At 70.2% G+C, this 19,167-nt stretch carries 17 protein-coding genes; 9 read left to right on the top strand and 8 right to left on the bottom strand.

All coding sequences use genetic code 11. The features are described 5' to 3' along the window. Nucleotides 1-6 precede the first annotated feature (6 nt). The 4 genes from INP57_RS19005 to INP57_RS18990 are packed head-to-tail and all read left to right on the top strand — an operon-like array spanning nt 7 to nt 4,038. Nucleotides 7-666 carry an alpha/beta hydrolase gene (locus INP57_RS19005; RefSeq protein ID WP_233627884.1) on the top strand — a complete coding sequence of 220 codons (660 nt, stop codon included), beginning with the start codon at nt 7-9 and terminating at the stop codon, nt 664-666. After that, nucleotides 663-1,847: an LLM class flavin-dependent oxidoreductase gene (locus INP57_RS19000; RefSeq protein WP_200071620.1), complete on the top strand. Its 1,185-nt coding sequence runs from the start codon at nt 663-665 to the stop codon at nt 1,845-1,847. The genes INP57_RS19005 and INP57_RS19000 overlap by 4 nt, the downstream gene beginning before the upstream one ends. Beyond that, entirely contained in the window at nt 1,847-2,872 is a 1,026-nt protein-coding gene (locus INP57_RS18995) for a zinc-binding dehydrogenase (RefSeq protein WP_200071619.1), read from the top strand. Before INP57_RS19000 ends, INP57_RS18995 begins: the two co-directional genes overlap by 1 nt. Then, nucleotides 2,872-4,038, top strand: a complete 1,167-nt coding sequence (locus INP57_RS18990) for an acyl-CoA dehydrogenase family protein (protein WP_200071618.1) — start codon at nt 2,872-2,874, stop codon at nt 4,036-4,038. The genes INP57_RS18995 and INP57_RS18990 overlap by 1 nt, the downstream gene beginning before the upstream one ends. 230 nt (nt 4,039-4,268) lie before the next feature. Here the strand turns inward: INP57_RS18990 and INP57_RS18985 are convergent, their stop codons facing one another. Further along, the gene (locus INP57_RS18985; protein WP_200071617.1) at nt 4,269-4,691 is read right to left on the bottom strand and encodes a nuclear transport factor 2 family protein; all 423 of its coding nucleotides are present in this window, start codon (nt 4,689-4,691) and stop codon (nt 4,269-4,271) included. A 237-nt stretch (nt 4,692-4,928) separates the two neighbouring features. On the opposite strand from INP57_RS18985, the gene INP57_RS18980 reads away from it, so the two are divergent. The 4 genes from INP57_RS18980 to INP57_RS18965 all read left to right on the top strand — a co-directional run bounded on the left by INP57_RS18980 (nt 4,929) and on the right by INP57_RS18965 (nt 9,019). After that, on the top strand, nt 4,929-6,134 hold the full coding sequence (locus INP57_RS18980) for a trans-sulfuration enzyme family protein (protein WP_200071616.1): 1,206 nt from the start codon (nt 4,929-4,931) through the stop codon (nt 6,132-6,134). Then, nucleotides 6,131-7,036 carry a dihydrodipicolinate synthase family protein gene (locus INP57_RS18975; protein ID WP_233627883.1) on the top strand — a complete coding sequence of 302 codons (906 nt, stop codon included), beginning with the start codon at nt 6,131-6,133 and terminating at the stop codon, nt 7,034-7,036. Before INP57_RS18980 ends, INP57_RS18975 begins: the two co-directional genes overlap by 4 nt. Nucleotides 7,037-7,125: 89 nt before the next feature. Continuing rightward, on the top strand, nt 7,126-7,914 hold the full coding sequence (locus INP57_RS18970; RefSeq protein WP_200071615.1) for an alpha/beta fold hydrolase: 789 nt from the start codon (nt 7,126-7,128) through the stop codon (nt 7,912-7,914). Nucleotides 7,915-8,077: 163 nt separating this feature from the next. After that, nucleotides 8,078-9,019, top strand: coding sequence for an NAD(P)-dependent alcohol dehydrogenase (locus INP57_RS18965; protein WP_307850166.1), 942 nt, complete (start codon nt 8,078-8,080; stop codon nt 9,017-9,019). 142 nt (nt 9,020-9,161) lie between these two features. Here the strand turns inward: INP57_RS18965 and INP57_RS18960 are convergent, their stop codons facing one another. Both INP57_RS18960 and INP57_RS18955 read right to left on the bottom strand, forming a co-directional pair. Next, nucleotides 9,162-10,151, bottom strand: coding sequence for an aldo/keto reductase (locus INP57_RS18960; protein ID WP_307850165.1), 990 nt, complete (start codon nt 10,149-10,151; stop codon nt 9,162-9,164). A gap of 41 nt (nt 10,152-10,192) precedes the next feature. Continuing rightward, the gene (locus INP57_RS18955) at nt 10,193-11,083 is read right to left on the bottom strand and encodes an aldo/keto reductase (protein ID WP_200071614.1); all 891 of its coding nucleotides are present in this window, start codon (nt 11,081-11,083) and stop codon (nt 10,193-10,195) included. 159 nt (nt 11,084-11,242) lie between these two features. On the opposite strand from INP57_RS18955, the gene INP57_RS18950 reads away from it, so the two are divergent. Beyond that, entirely contained in the window at nt 11,243-12,127 is an 885-nt protein-coding gene (locus INP57_RS18950; protein ID WP_200071613.1) for a helix-turn-helix transcriptional regulator, read from the top strand. A gap of 25 nt (nt 12,128-12,152) precedes the next feature. Here INP57_RS18950 and acnA read toward each other — a convergent pair whose 3' ends face one another. The 5 genes from acnA to INP57_RS18925 all read right to left on the bottom strand — a co-directional run bounded on the left by acnA (nt 12,153) and on the right by INP57_RS18925 (nt 19,124). Beyond that, nucleotides 12,153-14,828, bottom strand: coding sequence for an aconitate hydratase AcnA (gene acnA / locus INP57_RS18945; RefSeq protein WP_200071612.1), 2,676 nt, complete (start codon nt 14,826-14,828; stop codon nt 12,153-12,155). A gap of 267 nt (nt 14,829-15,095) precedes the next feature. After that, nucleotides 15,096-15,974, bottom strand: a complete 879-nt coding sequence (locus tag INP57_RS18940) for an FCD domain-containing protein (RefSeq protein ID WP_233627882.1) — start codon at nt 15,972-15,974, stop codon at nt 15,096-15,098. Between the two features lie 62 nt (nt 15,975-16,036). Next, the gene (locus tag INP57_RS18935) at nt 16,037-17,536 is read right to left on the bottom strand and encodes a tripartite tricarboxylate transporter permease (protein WP_200071611.1); all 1,500 of its coding nucleotides are present in this window, start codon (nt 17,534-17,536) and stop codon (nt 16,037-16,039) included. Next, on the bottom strand, nt 17,536-18,132 hold the full coding sequence (locus tag INP57_RS18930) for a tripartite tricarboxylate transporter TctB family protein (RefSeq protein WP_200071610.1): 597 nt from the start codon (nt 18,130-18,132) through the stop codon (nt 17,536-17,538). Before INP57_RS18930 ends, INP57_RS18935 begins: the two co-directional genes overlap by 1 nt. Then, nucleotides 18,129-19,124: a Bug family tripartite tricarboxylate transporter substrate binding protein gene (locus tag INP57_RS18925; protein WP_200071609.1), complete on the bottom strand. Its 996-nt coding sequence runs from the start codon at nt 19,122-19,124 to the stop codon at nt 18,129-18,131. The genes INP57_RS18930 and INP57_RS18925 overlap by 4 nt, the downstream gene beginning before the upstream one ends. Nucleotides 19,125-19,167 lie beyond the last annotated feature (43 nt).

The raw sequence follows: 19,167 nt of genomic DNA, 5'->3' as shown, positions 1-19,167 counted from the left end.
GGATCGATGGTCGCGTGGCACACGGCGCTGCTGCATCCCGACCGCGTCGCGGGAGTGTGCGGGATGAGCGTGCCGTTCCAGCCGCGCACGCCCATTCCGCCGACCGAGGCGATGCGGGCGCGGTTCGCGGGCTCGTTCTTCTACATCCTGTACTTCCAGCAGCCCGGTGTCGCCGACGCCGACCTCGGCGCCGATCCGGAAAAGACGATGCGACGGCTGCTGTCGGGAGTCCACACCGACGTCGACTCCCCGGGTGGTCTGGTCTCCGCCGACGACGGGCGGGGATTCGTGGAGCGCTTCCCGGAACCCGCGGCGCTGCCGGATTGGCTCAGCCAGGCCGAATTCGACTTCTACGCCGCGGAGTTCCGCCGCACCGGCTTCACCGGCGGGCTCAACTGGTACCGCAACTTCGACCGGAACTGGGAACGCACGCCGCAGCTGGAAGGTGCCCGGGTCGAAGTGCCCAGCTTCTTCATCGGCGGCGCCGCCGACCCGGTGCTGGCCGGAGTTTCCCCGTCCACGCAGGAGCAGTGGCTCACCGACCACCGGGGCAACGTGCTCGTCGACGGTGCGGGCCACTGGGTTCAGCAGGAAGCGCCGGACGAGGTCAACGCCGCCCTCCTGCGCTTCTTCGATTCCGTCAGCCGCAACGAGGTGACCGCATGACCGATGGCAGGCCCCTGAACTTCGGTGTCTTCTACGCCCCCTTCCACCCCGTCGGGCAGGACCCCACGCTGGCGCTGGAGTACGACCTGGAACGGGTCGAGGCGCTGGACCGCTTCGGCTTCGACGAGGCGTGGTTCGGCGAGCACCACTCCGGCGGCTACGAGATCATCGCATCGCCGGAGATCTTCATCGCCGCAGCCGCGCAACGCACCCGGCACATCAAGCTGGGCACCGGTGTGGTGTCGCTGCCGTACCACCACCCGTGGCTGCTGGCCGATCGGCTGGTCACCCTGGACCACCTCACCCGCGGCAGGCTGATCTTCGGTGCGGGACCGGGCGCGTTGCCGACCGACGCGCACATCATGGGCATCGATCCGGTCGATCAGCGCCGCATGATGGAGGAATCGCTGGAGACGATCCTCGCGCTGTTCCGCCGCGAGGAGCCGATCGACCGGCGTACCGACTGGTTCGAGCTCAACGAAGGGCGCTTGCAGGTGCGCCCGTACTCGTGGCCGCATCCGGAAGTGGCCGTGGCGGCGATGGTTTCGCCGTCCGGGCCACGGCTTGCGGGCAAGTACGGTGCTTCGCTGCTGTCGTTGTCGATGTCGGCAGCGAGCGAGGGGTTCGCCGCGATCGGCAAGGCCTGGCAGGTCGTCGAGGAGCAGGCGCAACTCGCCGGGCAACCGGCACCGGATCGGTCTACCTGGCGCGTGCTCGGCACGATGCACCTCGCCGAGACCAGGGACCAGGCCATCGAGGACTGCACCTACGGGCTGCCGGAGTTCGCGAACTACTTCGGCGGCGGAGCGGGTTTCGTCCCGCTGGCCGAGAACACCGGCGGCGAGCCGAAGTCGCGCCGCGAATTCGTCGCGGACTACGCCGAATCCGACAGCGTTGTCATCGGAACCCCCGACGACGCCATCGCCTACATCGAGCGCCTGCTGGAGCAGTCCGGCGGCTTCGGGACGTTCCTGCTGCTGGGTCACGACTGGGCCGCGCCGGACCGCACGATCAACTCCTACCGGCTGTTCGCCCAGTACGTCCTGCCGCACTTCAAGGGCCGGTTGGCCGCGCCGCGCGCGGCGCAGCAGTGGGCGGTGGACAAGCGCGATCAGCTCTTCGGCCGCGCGGGCCAGGCGATCAGCAACGCGATCGAGTCGCACGTGCGGGAGAAGGGCTGATGCGCGCCGCCGTGCTCAACGCGGGCCGGATCGCGGTCCGCGACGACGTCGCCGCCCCGCGGCCCGGCCCCGGTCAGGTGCTGGCGCGGGTGCGGGCGTGCGGGATCTGCGGTTCCGACCTGCACTTCGCCCGGCACGGCGAGCGGATGCTCGCGCTCGGCAGGGAAATGGACGGTACGGGCGGCTCGGCCGATCTCGTCGAGCTCGACCGCGACGTCTACATGGGACACGAGTTCTCCGCCGAGGTGCTGGAATTCGGCCCGGACACGGAGGAATCCGCGCCGATCGGCGCGCACGTGACCGCGATGCCGCTGCTTACGAGTCCGGGCGGTATCCAGCCGATCGTCTACTCGAACAGCGTCAACGGGGGTTACGGCGAGCAACTGCTGTTGTCCTCCCAATTGCTGCTCGAAGTCCCCAATGGACTTCCCGCGCACCACGCGGCGTTGACCGAGCCGATGGCGGTCGGCAGCCACGCGGTGAATAAATCCGGGATTCAGCAAGGCGAAAACGCTTTGGTGCTCGGCTGCGGACCGGTCGGGCTGGCGGTGATCGCGGCGCTGCGGGTGCGGGGCATCGAACCGATCCTGGCTTCCGATTTCTCGCCCGCGCGGCGGAATCTGGCCGCGGACATGGGCGCGCACCGGACCGTGGATCCCGCCGCGGAGACTCCGTGGGGCGCGGATGGTGACGGGCCGCTCGTGGTGTTCGAGGCCGTCGGCGTGCCGGGAATGATCAACGACGTGCTGCGTCGTGCACCGCGCGGGACGCGGGTGCTCGTGGTCGGCGTGTGCATGGAAAACGACACGATCAGCCCGTTCTTCGGGATCAGCAAGGAGATCAACGTCCAGTTCGCGCTGGGGTACGACCCGGCTGAGTTCGCGCGGTCGCTGCGTTCGATCGCCGAAGGGGAGATCGACGTGGCACCCCTGATCACTGCGCGGATACCGCTCGACGACATCGGCTGGGCCTTCGAAGCCCTCGACCGCCCGGAAGAGCACTGCAAGATCATCGTGGAGCCGTGATGACAGACTGGACCGAGGTCGCGACCGGGCTGGCCGCGGAATTCGCCGAAACCGCCGCGGAAACCGACCGAAGTGGACAGTTCCCGGTGCGGAACATCGAGCGCATGAAAGAGGTCGGCTACCTCACCATCGCGGTGCCCGAGCAGTTCGGCGGCGGTGGGGCCGACCTCGCGACCGTCGCCGCGTGCCAGCGGATCCTCGCCGGCGGCTGCGCCTCCACGGCGCTGGCGGTCAACATGCACGTCTTCGGCCTCGGCTCCGCGGCCGAAGGCTGGTACGCCGGAGATCGCGGCGCCGAGCAGCTGTTCCGGATGGTCGCGGGCGGCACGATCGTCGGCGGCAGCCTGACCGATGCGGCCACCGGCCTGAACGTGCGCACCTCGGCGACACCGGCCAAGCCGGTCGACGGCGGCTACGTCATCTCCGGGCGCAAGTCGTTCTGCTCGCTGGCTCCGGTGCTGAACTTCTTCTGGGGCACCGCGGCCGATACCGAGACCGGGAATCTGCTGCTGTTCGGCCTGAATCGGGAAACGCCGGGCCTGAACTTCGTGGACACCTGGGACACGATGGCGATGCGCGGCACCGGTTCCTGGGACGTGGTCTTCGATGACGTCTTCGTGCCCCATGCGGCCGTGCAGCAGGATTTGGCCGCCAATGACGAAGAACTCGTCTGGGATGCCGCCAGGGAACGCGGATTCTCCTGGTTCGCCTTCACCATCGCCTCGATCTACCTCGGACTGGCCCGCACGGCCGTGCGCTTCTCCTACGACCGCGTGACCAGCCGGACCGTCACCGGCGCTTCGCTGCCGATGGCGCGCCAGCCCGCGCAGGTCTACGGCGCGGCCGAGATCGAACTGCTGCTGCGGCCCGCGGAGGCGCTGGTCGCGGACGGGCTGCATCGCCGCGCCGAGACCGGGCTGCTCAGCCCGGCCGACCTCAACACGATCAAGCACGTGGCCGTGAACGCGGCCGACGAAGCCGTGGACCGCTGCATCCGCATGGTCGGTGGCCAGGGCATTTTCCGGAAGCTGCCGCTGGAGCGGTACTACCGCGACGTGCGCGCGGGCCAGTTCCACCCGCCGAACAACGACGTCGCGCTGGAAACGATCGGCAAGGCCGCGCTGAACATCGATCCCGGCGCCGAGCCGCGCTGGCCAACGGACTGAGCGCCATCCGGGGTGTTCGGAGTGAACGGACCGCTGGTCCGGCTAGATTGGTCAAACGGTCCGTTCACTCGGACCCTGTTCGCGCGGTGCGACACCGGTAGGCCGACGCGCCGAAGCTGCATCCGGAGTGAACGGAACTCTGGTCCCACTGGATTGGTCGAACAGGCCGTTCGCTCAGGGACGTCCGATCGAGCGGGCAGGCCCGCTCCCGGATTCCTGGAGCGGGCCGATCACTCGGCGGGTGCCAAGCCTTCGGCGACGAGTCCGGCGTGGACGGCCTCGCCCAGCGCGGTGACCGCGCTCAACGGCCGGACCATGACCGTGAACTCCGAGATCAGGCCGTCGTCGTCGAGGTGGATCAGGTCGATGCCGTGGATCTGCTTGCCCGCGACGGTCGCCCGGAACACCAGCACGTGCGCGTCGGTGGCGTCGCCCGCATCGGTCTCCGCCGTGCCGCCAAGGTCGCCGACGTAGCGGAACTCCTCGAAGACCCGGTGCATGAGCACGCCGAACACGCCGAGGACCGTGCTGCGGCCCTCGAACGGCCGGAACTTGATCGGGCTGAACATCCGCGGTTCGGCCGCGAACAGCGGCTCCAGCGCGGCGACGTCGCGCTGCTGCACGGCGGTGCGGAAGGTGTCGATGGTGTCCACGCGGGGTCCTCGCTCGTCGGGATGATCAGGTGCGGCGCCGACGATACCTGCGGCGCGCACGACCTCGATCGACGTTCGGCCGCGGGTCCGGATGGCGGGCGCGGTTCCGGAGCCTGCCTTGACCTGGTGATCAGCGTCGAGAACGTGCCTAGGATGGTGTCACGATCAGCAACCGCAGCAGCCGCAAGATCGCAGCCGCGTCGTGCTCTCGCTGCGGTCCGGACGAAAGGAACACGGATGTCCACTCCGGACAGGCACGATCCGTCCACAGTCGACGAGCTGACCTGGGCGGTGCACGGCGGCAATTCCTCCGACGCCTTCGGTGCGCTGCGCACTCCGCTGGTGGCGGCGAATTCCTACGTGCTGCCCGAGGACGCCTCGCAACTGAGCTGGTCGGACTCCAGCGAGCTGATCTACGCGCGCAACGGGCACATCAACCAGCGCGCGCTGGAGACCAAGCTCGCCGCGCTGGACGGTGGGGAAGAGGCGGTGGTCTTCGCCAGCGGCGTCGCCGCGCTGCACGCCATGTTCTTCACGCACCTGCGCAGCGGTGATCACGTGGTCGTGTCGGCAGTGGCCTACGAGGCGGTGCACCGGTTGTTCGCCGAGCTGCTGCCGGAGCGCTACGGCATCGAGGCGACGTTCGTGGAATCCACCGACCTCGACGCGGTGCGCGCGGCGATGCGCCCGGACACACGACTGGTGCACGTCGAAACCATCGCGAATCCGACCACCGCGGTAACCGACATCGCCGCGGTCGCCGAGATCGCGCACGAGGGCGGTGCGCTGCTGAGCGTGGACGGCACGTTCACTCCGCCCCCGCTGTACCGGCCGCTGGCCGACGGCGCGGACGTGGTGATCCACTCGCTGACCAAGTTCATCAACGGCCACGGCGACGCGATGGGCGGCGCGGTGATCGGCTCGCACGAGCTGGTCGGCAAGATCCGCGGTGATGCGGGCGTGGACGTCGGCGGGGTGCTCGCGCCGTTCAACGCCTGGTTGATCATGCGGGGTTCGGTCACGCTGCCGCTGCGGCTGCGCCAGCACCTCGCGAACGCGCAGCGGATCGCCGAGTTCCTGGCCGCCGAGCAGCGGATCGCCTTCGTCGCCTATCCCGGGCTGACCGACCATCCGCAGCACGAGCTGGCGAAGCGCCAGTTCGGCGACCGCGGCTACGGTGCGGTGCTTTCCTTCGCGCTGGAAGGCGATTCCGAGGTGCAGAACCGGTTCGTCAACGCACTGCGAGTGATCACATCCGCGGTCTCGCTCGGGCACGACGAGACGCTGATCGTGCACGTCGCACCCGGCACGCGCGGCGGGGACAAGTACTACCCCGAACCGTTCCAGCGCTACGGGCACCTCCGGCTGGCGGTCGGCCTGGAGGAGCCGGGCGACCTGATCGCCGACATCCGCGCAGCGCTCGACACCGCACTGCCCGCTTGACCAACGGGAGAGTCATGCTCACCGGACTCAGCGCGTTCCCGCTCACCCCCATCACCGACGACGGCGTGGACGAGGAGGCGTTCGCCGCGCTCGTCGGGCGGCTCGCGGCCGCGCGCGTCGACTCGATCACCGCGCTCGGCTCCACCGGTTCCTACCCGTACCTCGACCGCGAGGAACGTGCCCACGTCGCGCGGCTTGCGGTCGAACACGCCGGGAACACCCCGGTGCTCGTCGGAATCGGCGCGCTGCGCACCCGCGGCGTCCTCGAACTCGCGGAGGACGCGCAGGCCGTCGGAGCTTCTGGAGTGCTGCTCGCGCCGGTGTCGTACCAAGCGCTGACCGCGGACGAGGTGTTCGGGTTCTACGAGGACGTCGCGGCCGAGCTGTCGGTGCCGCTCGTGGTCTACGACAACCCGGGCACCACGCACTTCACCTTCACCGACGAGCTCTACGCCCGCGTCGCCGAGCTCCCGAACGTCGCCTCGATCAAGATCCCCGGAGTCCCTGCCGATCCGGGCGAGGCCGGGCGGCGCGTGTCGCGGCTCCGCGCGCTGCTGCCCGCGGTGACGATCGGGGTCAGCGGTGATCCGCTCGCCGCGACCGGGCTCAACGCCGGGTGCGACGCCTGGTACTCGGTGCTGGCCGGGACGGTGCCGGAACCTGCGCTGGCGATCACTCGCGCCGCCCGCGGCTGCGCTGCGGCGTCCGCAGCCGCGGAATCGGAGCGGCTGCGACCGCTGTGGGAGTTGTTCGCCCGCCACGGCAGCCTCCGCGTCGTTTCCGCGATCGCCGAGCACCTCGGGCTGGTCGGGCACCCGAACCTGCCCCGCCCGCTGCGTGGTCTTCCCGATGCGGACCGTGCCGCGGTCGCAGCGGTCGTCGACCGGCTTGAGCTGCGCTGAGCAACCGCAGCTCGACGGACGTGGGGCCTTCGCCCGGGCTGAGCGCGTGGAGGTTCCGGCGGTTCGCCTGCGAGCGGTAGGCTCCGGCCGTGCAGCATGATCAGATTCGAGGCGCTGACCTGGCGTTTCAGCAGTCCGGCAGCGGTGACCGCGACCTCGTGCTGGTGCACGGCTTCCAGCACGACCACAGGGCGTGGAGCCCGCTGGTCGACCGGCTCGACCAGGAGCGATACCGGTTCACGCGGTTCGACCTGGTCGGCTGCGGCGCGAGCGGACGCCCGGCCACGCCGCAGCGCTGCACGATCGACGAGTACGCCGCCGACCTCACCGCGCTGTGCGACCGGCGCGGCATGGACCGGCCCGTCGTGATCGGGCACAGCCTGGGCGGTGTGATCGCGCTGAGCGCCGCCTTGGAAGATCCTGAGCGGTTCGCCGGGATCGTGCTGGTCGCCCCGTCGTCGACCTCCGGTTTCGACTTCCTGCCCGATGAGGCCAGCTTCGAGGCGCTCGCGCACCCGACGCGGGAGCAGCAGCAAGCGTTCGCCCGCGCAGCGTTCCGCCGCCCACCGCCCGAGGAATACCTGCGCGACCTCATCAGCGCGGTCGAATCGGCGTCGCCGGAACACATGGAGGGCGCGGCCCACGCGATGCGGACGTTCACCCGCCAACCGGACCTCGCCGCCCTGGCAGCTCTGCCGACACTGCTGGTCTGCGGTGATCGCGACAAGCACATACCGCTGCGCAACCACCTCGCCACGCAGCAGGCCATCCCGCGCTGCGGTTTGCAGGTGTACTACGACATCGCGCACGTTCCGTTCGTCGAAACTCCTGACACCTGCGCGGCCGACATCGAACGATTCCTCGCCACGATTCCGTGAGCACCGGTTCGGGCCGGAGTCCGCTACGGTTGTGAAACCGAACATCCTGCTTGCCGGGGGAGTGGGCCATGAGGAGCACCGTGGGCTGGCAAGCCGACGGCGCCGGGACCGCGTTGCGGCGGTTCCGCTCGCACGTCGGGAACTGCGGGACGACGACGTCGCCGTGCGCGTGGACTACTGCGGCGTCTGCCATACCGATCTCCACGCCGTCCGCACCGGCAACGGCGAAGTACCGGTCGTGCCCGGTCACGAGTTCACGGGAGTGGTGACCGACGTCGGGCGTGCGGTCACCCGATTCGCCGCCGGTGACGGGGTGGCCGTTGGCAACATCGTCGACTCGTGCGACGTGTGCGCCATGTGCCGGGCAGGGCAGGAGAACTTCTGCCACGAGTTCCCGACCCTGACCTATGGCGGCACCGACCGCCACGACGGAACCACCACGCTGGGGGCCTACTCCCGCGAGTACGTCGTCCGCGACCGCTTCGCCTACCCGCTTCCCGCCGGGCTCGATCCCGCGTCCGCGGCTCCATTGCTGTGCGCGGGGATCACCGTCTGGGAGCCGCTGCGGGCCCTCGGTGTCGGGGGCGGCACCCGAGTCGCGGTGGCCGGGCTCGGCGGCCTCGGGCACCTCGCGGTGAAGCTCGCCGTCGCACTCGGGGCGGAGACCACGGTCATCAGCCGATCCGCCGACAAGGCCGACGACGCCCGCCGCCTGGGTGCCCACGACCTGATCGCGTCCACGGACCGACGAGGAATGACCGCGGCTCGGGACAGGTTCGACGTCGTCATCGACACTGTGGCCGTCCCGCACGACGTCGCCCCTTACCTCGGACTCGTGGCCCTGGACGGAACCCTCAGCCACCTCGGACACCTGGGCTCGGTCACCGTGCAGGCCACCGATCTGCTGATAGGACGCAAGAAGCTCAGCTCGGCGGGTAGCGGGGGCCGTCCCGCGACGGCCGCCATGCTCGAGTTCTGCGCCGAGCACGACGTCACCGCGGACATCGAACTCGTCCCCTCAACGCGCGTGCGCGAAGCTCTCGACCGCTTGGCGCGCAACGACGTCCGCTACCGCTTCGTGCTCGACATGGCCGATCTGACGTAGTCCATCGCGGAACACGCGTGCGCGGCCCCCGTGCCAAGCTTGGGCACGGGAGCCGGTTTCGCATCACAAACCGGAGAATTTGGCTCTGTACCGCCCGAATCTCCTTCTGTAGCGCGGTTTCCCGACCGCGCCGACCGCGGCCTCACAGGCCGACCATCGACATCCCGGTGGCGTTGTAGCGGTCGCCCTGGACGCCGACCTGGGCGGCGAGGGCGTCGAGGTCGGCCACCTCGTCGGCGGACAGCGCGACCTGCGTGGCCGAGGCGTTCTCGTCGACCCGCTCGCGGCGGCGGGTGCCGGGGATCGGCACGATCCACGGCTGCTGGGCGAGCAGCCAGGCCAGCGCGATCTGGCCGGGCGTGGTCGCCTTCGCTTCGGCGAGGGTTCGGACGTGGGTCACCAGCGCCTCGTTGGCATCGATGTTGTCCGCCTCGAACCGCGGGATCGTGGTGCGGATGTCGCCGGCCGCGAACTCCGTCGAAGCGTTCACGGTGCCGGTGAGGAACCCCTTGCCGAGCGGGCTGAACGGGACGAACCCGATGCCGAGTTCGGCGCACGCGGGCAGCACCTCCGGCTCGGGATCGCGGGTCCACAGCGAGTACTCGCTCTGCACCGCCGTGACGGGGTGCACCGCGTGCGCCCGGCGGATCGTGCCCGCCCCGGCCTCGGAAAGTCCGAAGTGGGCGACCTTGCCCGCGTCCACCAGTTCGCCGACCGCGCCCGCGACGTCCTCGATCGGCACGTCCGGGTCGACGCGGTGCTGGTAGAACAGATCGATCCGGTCGATGCCGAGCCGTTGCAGGGATTCGTCGGCGACCCGCCGGATCTGCTCGGTCCGGGAGTTCGTCCCGTTCATCCGGCCGTCGGTGATGTTCCAGCCGAACTTGGTGGCCAGCACCACCTGCTCGCGAAGCGGTGCCAGCGCTTCGCCGACGAGCTGCTCGTTCACGTACGGGCCGTAGACCTCGGCGGTGTCGATGAAGTCGATGCCCGCTTGCTCGACGGCGTAGCGCAGCACCCCGATCATGTCGTCGCGATCACCGGGGTTGGGCCCGTAGCCCTGCGACATGCCCATGGCGCCGAGACCGACCGCGGACACTTCCAGTCCTTGGCCGAGCGTGCGTGTGTGCACCGGTTTCCTCCTGTGCTGATCTTGCGACGGGCCGAAAGCGCTCAGGCTTCGGGAACGTCGATGGCGAAGTTCTCGCGGTTGATGTCCTCTGGTGCCGGGCCGCCGCGGACACCGGTGTCGAGCGCGTCGATCGCGGCCAGCTGCCCCGCGGTCAGCTCGAAGTCGAACACGTCGAAGTTCTCCGCGATGCGCGACGGCGTCACCGACTTCGGGATGATCTGGCGGCCCTGCTGCACGTGCCAGCGCAACATCACCTGCGCCGGGGTCTTGCCGTGCGCGGCGGCGATCTCGCCGATCGCGGGATCGGCGAGGGTGCTCTTCCCGTACTCGCCGAAGCCGGGGTAGAAGGTGATGCCGCCGATCGGCGACCAGGCTTGATTGCGGATGCCGCGCTCGTCGTCGTAGGCCAGCAGCTCGGACTGGCGGAAGTACGGGTGCACCTCGATCTGGTTGACCGCGGGCACGACCTGCGTCTCGGCCAGCAGCCGGTCGAGGTGGTGCGGCATGAAGTTCGACACGCCGATCGCGCGGACCCGGCCGTCGGCGTGGAGCTTCTCCAGCGCGCGGTATGCCTGGATGGTCAGGTCGAACTCGCCGGGCAGCGGCTGGTGCAGGATCAGCAGGTCGAGCCGCTCGGTGCCGAGCTTGCCGGTGGCCTTGTCGAAGGCGTGCAGCGTCTCGTCGTAGCCGAAGTCGTTGATCCAGACCTTGGTCTCCAGGAAGACCTCGTCGCGGTCCAGGCCCGAGCGGCGGACCGCCTCGCCGACCTCCCGCTCGTTGCCGTACGCGGCCGCGGTGTCGATGAGCCGGTAGCCGGTCTCCAGCGCCGCCTGCACGGCCGCGGTGGTCTCTTCCGGCTCTGCTTGGTAGACGCCGAACCCGATGGCGGGCAGCACCACTTCGTTGTTCAGCGTGAGGTTCGGAATCGTCATGTCCTCGACGCTAAGCCCGCCACCACCGGCCCGGCAGTGTCCGCAGAGCCGGGTACCGGCAGTACCCCCGTGCCGCCGGGCGCGGGCTCAAGGGCGTCGCGGGCTCAAGGGGTATTGCCGGACCCTCCCTCCCGCGCGCGAGGTGCTTAACCTGGAGGTATGGGCCAGACGGAGCACCGCGCCGAGGTCCGCGAGTTCCTCAGCTCGCGGCGAGCGCGCATCACCCCCGAGCAGGCGGGGCTGCCCGCCTACGGCGGGAAACGCCGGGTCAAGGGCCTGCGCAGGGAAGAAGTCGCGATGCTCGCGGGCGTGTCCGTCGACTACTACGTGCGTATGGAGCGCGGCAACCTCTCGGGCGCTTCCGAGCCGGTGCTGGACGCGCTGGCCCGCGCCCTGCAGCTCGACGAGGCGGAACGGGACCACCTGTTCGCGCTCGCGCGGGCCTCGGGGCAGAGTCCGAAGCGCCGCCGCGCCTCGCCGACCAGCGTGCGGCCGACCGTTCAGCACGTGCTCGACGCGATCACCGAGGCCCCGGCGTGGGTGCGCAACGCGCGCCACGACATCGTCGCGATGAACCGGCTCGCCCGAGCGCTCTACTCACCGGTCCTGGAAGATCCGCGCCGCCCGGCCAACACCACGCGGTTCGTCTACCTGAACCCGGCCGCCCGCGACTTCTTCGTCGACTGGGACCTGATCGCCAACGACGGGGCGGCGATGCTGCGCCTGGAGGCGGGGCGCAATCCGCACGACAAGGAGCTGATCGAGCTGGTCGGCGAGCTGTCCACCCGCAGCGAGGTGTTCCGCCAGCGCTGGGCATCGCACGACGTGCAGTTCCACCGCAGCGGGCAGAAGCGGCTGCACCATCCCGTCGTCGGCCAGCTCGACCTCGACTACGAGTCGATGGAACTGCCCTCCGAACCGGGCCTGACGCTCAACGTCTACACCACGCCGCCGGACACGCCCACCGCCGACGCACTGAAGATGCTCGCCAGCTGGGCCGCGACTCAGGACCTGGTCGAGGACGCGCCCGGCGACCACGGCTGAGCGGCGCCCGCTCGGGGCGGTGCCGTTACTCGGCGGCGGGCAGTGACTTGCGGACCACGTAAGGCAGCGTTCCGCCGTGCTCGAGGTAGCTGATCTCGCTGTGCGAGTCGAGGCGCAGCCGCAGCCGCAGTTCCCGAACCGCTCCGCCGAGCCGGGTGATCGTCATCGTGACCCGGTTCAGGCCCACTTCGAGTGCGTCCGGGACGTGCAGGTCGAGTTCGTCGCCGGGGTGGAAGCCGTGGTCGTCGGCGGATTCGCCGGGCTCGAACACCAGCGGAAGCACGCCCATGCCGATCAGGTTGCTGCGGTGGATCCGTTCGAAGTTCTCCGCCACCACCGCGCGCACGCCGAGCAGCGACTGGGCTTTCGCGGCCCAGTCCCGGCTGGATCCGGCGCCGTAGTTCCGGCCCGCGATCACTACGAGCGGGATTTCCGCGGCATGACAGGACATCGCGGCGTCGTAGACCGGGCTGACGTGCCCGGCCGAGTCCAGCGCGCGGCCGCCGGATCCGGATTCCTCGCGCAGCAGCAGGTTTTCGACGGCTCGGTTGGTGAACGCGCCGCGCAGCATGACTTCGTGGTTGCTGCGCCGGGTGGAGTACTGGTTGAGATCGCGCGGTTGAGTGCCGCGCTCGCGCAGGTACTCGCCCGCGGCGCTGTCCGCGGGGATCGCACCCGCGGGGGAGATGTGGTCGGTGGTGACGTCGTCCCCGAGCCACAGCAGGACCCGGCCGTTCCGGAAGCCGAGCCCGGCCGGGGGAGTGCGGGAAAGTCCCGTCAGGTAGGGAGGTTTGCGGATGTAGGTGGAGTCCTCGTCCCACGAGAACCTGGTTCCCTCCGGCGCGGGCAAGGCGTGCCAGTGCTCGGTTCCGTCGCGGAGCTTCGCCGTGTTCGCGCGGAAGAGCTCCGGTTGCACGGAGTCGGCCACGACGCGCTGAACGTCCACATCGGACGGCCAAAGGTCCGCGAGGTGCACCGGATCCCCGTCGCGGTCGTGGCCGATCGGGGTGGTGGTGAAGTCGTGCAGCACCGACCCGGCCAGGGCGTAGGCGACCACCAGCGGCGGCGAGGCGAGGTAGGCCAGCGAGATCTTCGGGTTGATCCGCCCGGCGAAGTTGCGGTTTCCGGAAAGCACTGCGGCAGGCGTGAATCCTCGTTCGACCAATGTGTCCATATCGGACTGCAACGGCCCGGAGTTGCCGATGCAGGTCATGCAGCCGAATCCGGCGACGTGGAAACCGGTGTCGGCCAGCGCCGCGAGCAGTCCGGCCGCGTCGAGGTAGTCGCTGACGACGCGGGAGCCCGGTGACAGCGAGGTCTTCACCCACGGCTTGGCGCGCAGGCCGCGCTCGGCGGCACGCTGGGCCAGCAACCCTGCCTGCACCATCAGCGCCGGGTTCGCGGTGTTGGTGCAGCTGGTGATCGACGCGATCGCGACCGCGCCTGCGGGCACGGGTTCCGCGAAGGACCTCGGTTGTTCGGAAAGCCCGAGTTGCCCAGCGGGTTCCTCGGAGCCGCCCGACGCGGGTTCCGGATTTCCCGCAGCCGCGCGGAAAGTGCCCGGCACGGCCGAAAGCGGGACGCGCTCGTGCGGCAGTCGCGGACCGGCCACGCTCGGTTCCACGGTGTCCAGGTCGATCGTGATCGTCTCGTCGTAGACCGGTTCCGGTTCGGCTCCGGTGCGGAACAATCCCTGCGCGCGCAGGTATTCGGCGACCACTTCGCGGTGCGCCGCGTCCCGGCCGGTGAGCGCGAGGTAGTCCAGCGCGTTCTGGTCGAACGGGAAGAACGCGCAGGTCGCGCCGTACTCCGGAGCCATGTTCGAGACCGCGGCGCGATCGGCCCAGCCGATGCCGGTCGCGCCGGGGCCGACGAACTCCACGAACTTGTCGATCACGCCGTGCGCGCGCAAGACCTCGGTCACCGTGAGCGCCAGGTCGGTGGCGGTCACGCCGCTGCGCAGCCTGCCGAGCAGCCGGACGCCCACCACGGTTGGGAACGGAACGACGACCGGTTCGCCGAGCATCGCGGCCTGCGCCTGCAATCCGCCCACGCCCCAGCCGACGACGCCGATCGAGTTGATCATCGGTGTGTGGCTGTCGGTGGCCACCAGCAGGTCCGGGTGCAGCAGCGGCGCATCTCCCGCCGGGTCGGTCCACACCACGCGCGCCAGCGACTCCATGTTGACCTGGTGGATGATCCCGGTCCCCGGCGGCACCACCCGGAAGTTCTCGATGCTGCGCTCGGCCCACCTGATGAACTCGTAGCGCTCGCGATTGCGCCGGAAGTCGATCAGCAGGTTGCGCTCGGCGGCGTCGGCGGTGCCGTACTCCTCGGCGATGACGGAGTGGTCGACGGTCAGGTCGACCGGGATGGCGGGTTGCAGCAGTGCCGGGTCACCGCCGAGGTCGGCGACGCCGTCGCGCATTCCGGCGAAGTCGGCGAGCGCGGGCAGGCACGTCGTGTCGTGCAGCATGATCCGGTTCGGGTGCAGCGGCACCTCGCAGTCGCCGCGGCGTTCGAGCGCGCGCCGCAGGACCGCCTCCAGCGAACCGGGGGCGCGGCGGGCGACGTTCTCCAGCAGCACGCGGATCGCGTAGGGCAGCGTGGCCAGCTCCCGCTCCGCGGCCAGCTCCAGCAGCGGAACGTACCGATACGCACGCTCTCCAACGGCAAGTTCAGCAGTCCGCGCAGCACCCATACAGCGATTGTACTAAACCGCTCACAAGTACAACACTCGCTGGAAGTGGCCGCCCCCGCGCCGACACGCCCGTACGCCACCCGAGCAGCCCAGGCGCATTCCGAGTGAACGGAACTTTGGTCCGGCTAGATTGGTCGAACGGGCCGTTCACTCGGGAGTTCCGGCGCGGGTGGCGCGGCGCCGACACGCCCGCGCGTCGCGCGATCAGCGGGGGTGCGTTGGGAGTGAACGGAACTTTGGTCCGGCTAGATTGGTCGAACGGGCCGTTCACTCGGATTGAGCGGCGGGGATTCGGGTTTTGAGCTCGCGGACCTCGTCGAGGTGCTCGTGCAGGAAGCGGGCCGCGGCCGCGTGGTCGCCGGTTTCCAGCAGATCGAGCAGTTCCAGGTGCTCCCTGGCCTGGCGGACCAGGCGTTGCCGGTCGGTCTGGTGCCGGTACTCGACGAGGCGGCGCACCCGGTTGACCCGGCAGACCGCGTCGAGCAGGTAGGCGTTGCCCGCGCAACCCACGATCATCTCGTGGAACTCGGCGTTGACGCGGAACAGCTCGCCGCGCGGCAGCAGCAGCGCGTCCCCGCGCAGCAACGATTCCTGCTGCTTGCGGTGCAGCGCGAACTTCTCCGCGTCGATCGCGAAACCCGGTTCGCGCACCGCCGCGGGCTCCACGATCATGCGGAAGCGGTAGCTCTGATCGTGCGCCTGCGCGGTGGACAGCAAGTGCTGGAACGCCCAGCCGCGGCCCGGCCTGCGCCGGATCAGGTCCTCGCGCTCCATGCGCAGCAGTACCCGATCGGCCTCCCGCGTCGTGAGGCCGTAGCGGCGGCGTACTTCGGCGGTGGTGAACTCGCACGCGAACCGGCCGCTGAGGTAGTCGTCACCGATCCGGAAGTAGGCGTCCTCCTCGTTGTCCGGTCCCGCGGAAAGGTCCACGTGGGCCAATTCGCGAGCGGCGCGAGTGAGGAAGTACCCGCGGTTCGGTTCCTGCGCGACCAGCCCGAGTTCGGCGAGGTAGCCGAGCGCTTTGCGCACCGGCGACCGCGAGATGCCCAGCGCGTCGGCGACCCACTGCTCGCGCACGTGCGCGCCCCGGTCCAATTCGGAGCGTCGAATCAGGTCGACGACCTGCATCGCGATGCTTGGGGGCATGATCTCCTCGCCGGTCTGGTCGCCGACCATGCTAATCGGGCGGCTCGCAAACCTCCGCCCGGTCAGGCGGCGGTTCGCCGCGAGCGCCGCCGCAGCACGAGCGTGCCGACCACGGCGACCGCCAGCACCGCGTACAGGCTCACCGCGATGGGACTGTCGAATAGCACGAGCACGTTGCCCTGGCCGACGGCCATCGCCCGGCGCAGCTCCTGCTCCGCCAGCGGCCCGAGGATGACGCCGATCAACACCGGCGCCAGCGGAACCCCGGTACGGCGCAACAGGAAACTCAGCAGACCGACCAGGTAGACCAGCACGATGTCCGATACCGCCAGCTTCGACGCGTAGGCGCCGAGCGTCGCGAACACGGCGATCGCGGCGTACAGGTAGTGCTGCGGGATGCTCAGCAGCTTCGCCCAGACCGGCGCGAACGGCAGGTTCAGCACCAGCAGCAGCACGTTGCCGATGAACAGGCTCGCCAGCAGCGCCCACACCAGCTCGCCCTCGTCCTGGAACAGCAGCGGCCCCGGCTGCATCCCGTACTGCTGGAAAGCGCCGAGCATGATCGCGGTGGTGGCCGAGGTGGGCAGGCCCAGCCCGAGCAGCGGGACCAGCGACACCGCGGTGGTCGAGTTGTTCGCGGCCTCCGGCGCGGCGACGCCCTCGATCGCGCCCCGGCCGAACTCCGAACCGCCGCGGCGCCGCGCCAGCCTCCGTTCGTACCCGAGGGACAGGAACGTGGGGATTTCCGAGCCACCGGCCGGGATCGCGCCGAACGGCAAGCCCAGCGCGGTGCCGCGCATCCACGGCAGGAACGACCGGCGCACGTCTTTGCGGTCGAGCCAGGGCCGCCCGGTGTCGATGTCCTGCAGCCGCTGCCCGCTGCGGTTGCGCGCGGCGACGTGCAGGACTTCGCCGATGGCGAGCATTCCGACGGTCACCACGACGACGCTGATCCCGTCGAGCAGCGGACCGGATCCGAGCGTGTAGCGCGCCACGCCGGTCTGCGCGTCGATGCCGACCACGCCCAGCGCCAGGCCCAGCCCGAGCGCGGTCAGCCCGCGCACCGCCGAGTCGGCGACGACCGCCGCGGTGGCCGCGAACGCGAACAGCACCAGCGCGAAGTACTCCGCAGGCCCGAACCGCAGGGCGAAATCGACCAGGAACGGCGCGCAGAACACCACCGCGACGCAGGCGATCGTGCCGCCGACGAAGGAGCCGATCACCGAGGTCGCCAGCGCCTGCGGCGCACGGCCGCGGCGGCTCATCAGGAAGCCCTCGAAGGCCGTGGCCATCGACGAGGACTGCCCCGGCGTGTTCAGCAGGATCGCCGTGGTGGCGCCGCCGAACTGCCCGCCGAAGTACACCCCGGCGAGCATGATGAACGCGCCGGTCGGCTCCAGCCGGAAGGTCAGCGGGATCAGCATCGCCACCGCCATCGAGCTGCCCAGCCCCGGCAGCACCCCGACCGCCGTGCCCAGCACCACGCCGACGAAGCACAGCAGCAGGTTCACCGGCGTGAGCGCGTCGGCGAACCCGCTGAGCAGGAGGTTCCAAGCGTCCATCACAGCACCTCCGGCAGCAGGCCGACCGGCAGCGCGATGCCGAGCCCGGCGGTGAAGGCGAGCTGCACGGTGCACGAGAACACCGCTGCCACGCCCAGGTCGAACAGCGCCCGCGAACTGCCGAGCGCCCGCGCGACGCCCCAGAACAGCGCTGTTCCGGCGGGAATCCAGCCGAGCAGCAGGAGCACCACGAGGTGCACGGCCAAGGTGGCGACCACGAGTCCGAACGCGCGCCGGTCGAACGACGCCTCCGCGGCCGGTGCGCTGACCGTCGGCTTTCGCACCGCTTGAATGGTCAGGACGCAGCCCAGTGCGATCAGCAGGACGCCGACCGCGATCGGGAACCACTGCGGTCCCAGGTAGCCGACGTTGAGCGGCAACGGCAGCCGAAGTCCCTGCAGCACCAGGAAAAGCCCGGTCACGAGCACCAGTCCTGCGAGCACCCGGTCCGCCCGGGGCGAGTGCGGGTCGGCTGCCTCGTGCTGCCCGGTGCTTTCGTGCTGCCCGGTGTTTTCGTGCTGCGCACTGCCTTCGGGCTGCCCGGTGCCTTCGGGCCGCGCGGGTTCCTCGTGCTGCTCGCCGGAAGCGGTCGTCATGCCAGCCCCAACCTTTTGGTGATCTCCCGGATCCGCCCGGTCTCCGCCCGCAGGTAGCGGTCGTATGCCGGGCCGTCCACGAACGCGTCGATCCAGTTGTTGCGCCGCAACGCATCCCGCCACTGCGGGGTGGCGACCAGCTGCCGGGCGAACGCGCGCATGTCCTCGGCTTGCGCCGGTGTGATCCCCGGTGCGGCGGCCAGGCCGCGCCAGTTCGACAGCACGATGTCGATCCCGGTTTCCCGCAGGGTCGGCGCTCCGGGCAGATCGGCGGTGCGCTGCGGCGCGGAAACGCCCAGCACCCGCAGCTGCCCGGCGGTGACCTGATCGCTGATCTCGTTCGTGTTCGCCACCCCGACGTCGAGGTGGCCGCCGAGCAGCGACGCCACCATCTCGCCGCCGCCGGAGTAGGCGATGTAGTTCAACCCCGCAGGCCCGACCCCGGCGGCGCTCGCGGCCGAGCCCGCCAGCAGGTGGTCCAGGCTGCCGATCGAGCCGCCCCCGACGACCACGCCTCCCGGATCGGCCCGCCACCGGCCCATCAGGTCGTCGATGGTGCGCAGCGGGGAGTCGGCGGGAACGACGATCGCGTCGTAGTCCTCGCTGATCTTGGCGATCGGGGTGGTGTCGGCGACCTCGGCCGGCGAGCCGTTGATCTCGACGCCGCCGAGCATCGTCGTGCCGGTGAGCAGCAGCGTGTTCGGATCGCCGGGCTGGTTCACCAGCCGTGCCAGGCCGATCGTGCCGCCCGCGCCTTCCACGTTGAGGACTTCGCTCGCGGCGGTGAGGTCGTTGGCCTGCGCCGCGTTCTGCAGCTCGCGGGCGGTGGTGTCCCACCCGCCGCCGGGCGCGGCCGGAGCGATGATCTTGAGCTTGTCCCGCGCTCCCGCGCCGGAGCCTGCGGACTCGTGCGCCTCGGCGATGCCGGCGACCACCAGCACCAGGCTCAGCATGGTCACGACCGTGCGCAGCAGGATCTTGCGTGTGGTCACGGTGTCGACCTCCGTCCCGCGCGGCGGGCGCCGTCGGCCGGGC

Source organism: Saccharopolyspora galaxeae (assembly GCF_016526145.1).
GTDB lineage: Bacteria > Actinomycetota > Actinomycetes > Mycobacteriales > Pseudonocardiaceae > Saccharopolyspora_C > Saccharopolyspora_C galaxeae.
Note: the sequence above shows the minus strand (reverse complement) of the source record. Positions and strands in the feature narration are given on the sequence as shown.